The organism is Saccharopolyspora sp. (genome assembly GCF_017434145.1).
GTDB classification, from domain to species: Bacteria; Actinomycetota; Actinomycetes; order Mycobacteriales; family Pseudonocardiaceae; genus Saccharopolyspora_C; species Saccharopolyspora_C galaxeae.
The window spans coordinates 1-4,366 of record NZ_JAFRFW010000625.1 but is presented as its reverse complement, the minus strand read 5'-3'; the positions used below and the strand labels follow the sequence as shown (position 1 = coordinate 4,366).

Annotated in this window: 3 protein-coding genes; 1 reads left to right on the top strand and 2 read right to left on the bottom strand. The window is 71.8% G+C overall.

From position 1 onward, the window contains the following. Positions 1–152: 152 nt before the first annotated feature. Positions 153–2,027: a long-chain fatty acid--CoA ligase gene (locus tag IJH84_RS17240; protein WP_295146244.1), complete on the bottom strand. Its 1,875-nt coding sequence runs from the start codon at positions 2,025–2,027 to the stop codon at positions 153–155. A gap of 99 nt (positions 2,028–2,126) precedes the next feature. Here IJH84_RS17240 and IJH84_RS17235 point away from each other — a divergent pair, with 99 nt between their 5' ends. Beyond that, positions 2,127–3,209: an AraC family transcriptional regulator gene (locus IJH84_RS17235; protein WP_295146242.1), complete on the top strand. Its 1,083-nt coding sequence runs from the start codon at positions 2,127–2,129 to the stop codon at positions 3,207–3,209. Positions 3,210–3,224: 15 nt separating this feature from the next. Here IJH84_RS17235 and IJH84_RS17230 read toward each other — a convergent pair. Next, positions 3,225–4,366, bottom strand: a 1,142-nt coding sequence (locus IJH84_RS17230) for an MCE family protein (RefSeq protein WP_295146235.1), incomplete at its 5' end; no start/stop codon positions are given.

Genomic DNA, 4,366 nt, shown 5'->3' with positions numbered 1-4,366 from the left:
CTGGTGCAGAGGCGCTGCCTCGGGCGCGCCGATTCCGGAGCGCCGGCTCGGGGCGCGTTCGATCTTCCGGCGGTTCCGGCGAGGCGGTGCGGTGACTTCCGGTGCGGCGCCGCGCGGCGCCGTCGCATCGTCAGCCGGTCACGCGCGGAGCGTCACGCCTGGTAGAGCCCGTCCAGCTGCTCGCGGTGGTGCTCGGTCAGCACCTTGCGGCGGATCTTGCGGGTCGGCGTGAGCTCACCGGCCTCCTCGGTCCACTCGTCCGCGGCCAGGCCCCAGGAGCGGACGTGCTCCACCCTGGCCAGCTTCGCGTTCGCCGCCCGCACGGCACCGGCGAACTCGGCGCGCAACCGCGGGTCGGTCAGCAGCTGCTCGCGCCCTGCCGCGGCGAGCCCGCGGGCGCCGGCCCAGCGCGCCAGCTCGTCCGGGTCCGGCATCAGCAGCGCCACCAGGTGCGGGCGGTCGTCGCCGTGCACCATCGCTTGCCCCACCAGCGGGTGCTCCACCAGCAGCGACTCCACCGCGACCGGGCTGATGTTCTTGCCGCCCGCGGTGACGATCACCTCCTTCTTCCGGCCGGTGATCTTGAGCTGGCCGTCCGCGGTGAGTCGCCCGAGGTCGCCGGTGCGCAACCAACCGTCCACTGTGAACAGATCGGCGGTCGCCTCCGGCAGGTTGCGGTAGCCGGACGTGCACAGCGGCCCGCGCAGCAGCACCTCGCCGTCCTCGGCCAGTTCCAGTTCCACGCCCGGCATCGCCGAGCCGACCGTTCCGGACCGGTCGGCGTCCGCCCGGTGCATCACCGCGGCGCCGCAGGTCTCCGAGAGCCCGTAAACCCCGGTCAACCCGAGCCCGATTCCCGCGAAGAACCGCTCCAGTCCCGGCGGCAACGGCGCCGCACCGACCGCGCGCACCGCGCACCGGTCCAGCCCCAACGCCGCCGGGATGCGGTGCAGCACCGCGCGATCCGCCAGGCGTGCCAACGCCTTCCGGCCTCGTGTCGCGTCCGGCTCGGCACCGGCGGTTCCCGCGCGCAACGCCCAGCGGCCGAGGTGAGCGCGCAATCCGCCCTGCTCGGCGAGCTTCGACTCGATGCCCGCGCGCAGCTTCTCCCAGACCTGCGGGACGCCGAAGAAGATCGTCGGGCGCACTTGCGGGAGCCGCTGCGGCAGTTCCTTGACGCTGGCGCAGAAGTGCGTACGCCCACCGCAACGCAGCGGCAGGTAGACCGACAGCACCCGCTCGGCCACGTGCGCCAGCGGCAGGTACGACAGGCTCACCACCTGGTCCGGCAATCCGGCCACCCGGGCCAGAGCCTCGACTTCGTAGAGCAGCGCGCGGTGGCTGAGCCGGACGCCCTTCGAGCGGCCGGTCGTGCCGGAGGTGTAGATCAGCACCGCGGTGTCCCCCGGGTCCGGCCGGTCGCCAGGTGCTTCGGGCTCCGCGCCGAGTTCCAGGAAGTCCTGCCAGTCCAGCACCCGGCCGCCGAAACCCGCCGGTGCCGGTGCGCCGGGGACGTCGAGCGCGACGAGCACGTCCAGCTCCGCCGATTCGCCCTGCTCCCCCGACTCGCCCTGCTCCGCCGACTCGTCCCGCTCCGCCGACTCACCCAGCTCGGCAGGCTCGCCCAGCACCGCGCCCCACCGCCGCCAAGCGTCCTCGCCCTCCACGACCGCGAGCTTCGCGCCGGAATCCACCAGCACGTGCCGGATCTGCTCCGGCGCCAGCGTGGAATACAGCGTCGTGGTCGTCGCGCCCGCAGCCGAAGCACCCAGGTCCGCCAGCACGTGTTCCGGCCGGTTGCTCGCCATCAGCGCCACCACGTCACCGGAGCCCACCCCCAGCGAACGCAGCGCCGCTGCCACGCCGAGCACCTGCCCGTGCGCCTGCGACCACGTCCAAGTCTGCGACTCGGAGCAGAAGGCCTGCTCGTCCGGGCGATCGCGCGCCATGTCGGCGAGCAGGTCCGGCACCGTGCGGCCCGCGATCGCCGCCTCGATCTCCGCGCGTTCGGCCTGCACCGGCGTCATCGGCGCCTCCTCGCTCACATCCGATCTGTTCCGATCACGTTAAGCCGATCGGCCGTGCGGGCTATGACACCGGCGGTCAAGTGATTGATACTTCCGGCCATGCCGCAACGAAGCGACACCGCGCAACCCTCCGAGCAGAACACCCGTCCCGCGATCCCGGACCCGGTCGTGCGCGACTGGGACTTCCCGCGCAGCACGACCAGCGCCCAGCTGCTGACCCGGTTCGCCGCCGCCGAAGGGGTGCCGCCGGAGTCGCTGCTGTGCGGCACCGGGCTCACCGAGGTTGAGCTGGAGGACCCGAACGGGTCCGTGGACGCGCACCAGGAGCTGCGGATCGTGCGCAACCTGGTCGCGGCCCTGCCGGACGACCCGGACCTCGGGATGCGGGCGGGGTTGCAGTACCACCTGACCGCCTACGGCATCCTCGGGTTCGCGTTCATCAGCAGCCCGACCGTGCGGGACGGCATCGCGGTGGCGCTGCGCTACCTGGAGCTGAGCTTCGCGTTCTGCATCCCGCGCATCCGGATGCGCGACGGCGCGCTGCGGGTCGAGCTGGACACCGGAGCGATCCCCGCCGATGTGCGCGAGTTCCTGCTCGGGCGGGACCTCTCGGCGATCTACACGATCATCCGGGAGCTGCTGGACCAGCCGATCCCGCTGCGCGGCGTGCAGCTGTCGCTGCCGGAGCCCGCCGACGTCGCGGAGTACGAGCAACTTTTCGGCACCGCCCCGCAGTTCGGCAGCTCCGCCGACGTGGTGCTGCTCGATCCGGCGCTGCTGGACCACCCGCTGCCGCAGGCCAACGCGCACACCTTGGCGATGTGCGAAGCGCAGTGCCGCGACCTGCTCGCCGAGCGCCGCGAGCGCGCCGGGTTCGCCAAGCACGTCCGCGAACAACTGCTCGCACCGGACGGGGTCCGGCTGAGCATGGAGGACGTGGCCCGCAGAATGCACACCACCGCCCGCACGTTGCACCGCCGGTTGCACGCGGAGGGAACGCATTTCCAGGCGGTGCGCGACGAAGTCCGCTCGGCGCTGGCCGAAGGGATGCTGCGGGACGGGACGCTGTCGGTCGACGACATCGCGATCCGGCTCGGCTACGCCGAAGCGGCCAGCTTCATCCACGCCTTCAAGCGGTGGACCGGCAGCACCCCGATGGCCTACGCGCGCCGCCGGTCGTGAACCGGACCTCGCGGATCAGCGGTATTCCACCTCGGCACCGCGCAACACCGGCCCGACCAGCATCGAGCCCCATTGCGGAACCTCGCGCGCGGGCACGCCCATCGACGGCGCCAGCGTGCTCGACACGGCGTTGCGCTCCTGCGGCGAGTTGATCAGACCGAGCCCGGAGTCCGGCGTCCCGCCTGCCGCGGGCGGCGTGGAACCGTCCTCGATCGGGCCGTCCGGCGGGTACTGCGGCCGGGTTCCGGGATAGTCGTAGCAACGCGGCCCGCGCTGGTCGGAGTACTGCGGCTCGTCCTCGCCCGGCTGGTACGCACCGCGGTTCGGCACGACTTCCAGCTTGATGTGCGCACCGGGTTCGTCGGTGCCCGCGCCGAAGACCTCGTTGACCCGCGGAACGATCCCGCTGACGCTCTGCAGCAGGCACGGGTACTGCGGCGAGTACTTGGACAGCACGTCCAGCGTGGGCCGGGAGGTCTCGCCGAACCGGATCAGGTTCTGGCCGTTGGCTTCGAAGAACTTCGTCGCGTCCCCCGACGTCGTGGTCAGCTGCGAGGTCAGCGTCCGCAGGTTCTGCTGCTGATCCACCAGCGTCCGCGCCGTGGTCGAGAGGTTGCCCAACGCCTGCAGCACGTCCGGCGCCGCCTGCTCGTAGGTCTCCGCGACCCCGACCACCTCGCGCAGGTTCGCCTGCAGATCCGGCAACGACGGATTCAACTCGGACACGTAGGAGTTCAACCGCGAAATCGTGTCGCCGATCGACTGGCCCCGGCCCTCCAGCGCGTGGTTCAGCGAGTTCAGCGTCGTCGCCAGCTCGGCCGGATGGATCGCCTCCAGCACCGGCATCGTGTCCGACAGGACCTGCTCCAGCTCCACCGACGCCCGCGTGCGGTCCTGCGAGATCACATCCCCCGCCTGCAACCGGCCCGCCGGATCCTCGGGCGTGTCCAGCGACACGTACCGCTCACCGAACAACGTCCGCGGCAGCAGCCGCGCCGAAACGTTGGCGGGCAACAACTTCGCCTTGTCCGGCTCCAACTCCAGGTGCACCGCCGAGCCGTTGCGCGTCGGCTCCACTTCGGACACCCGGCCGACGATCATGCCGTGGGTCTTCACGTCCGAGTCCGGCAGCAGCTGGTTCCCGGTCGAAGCCGCCT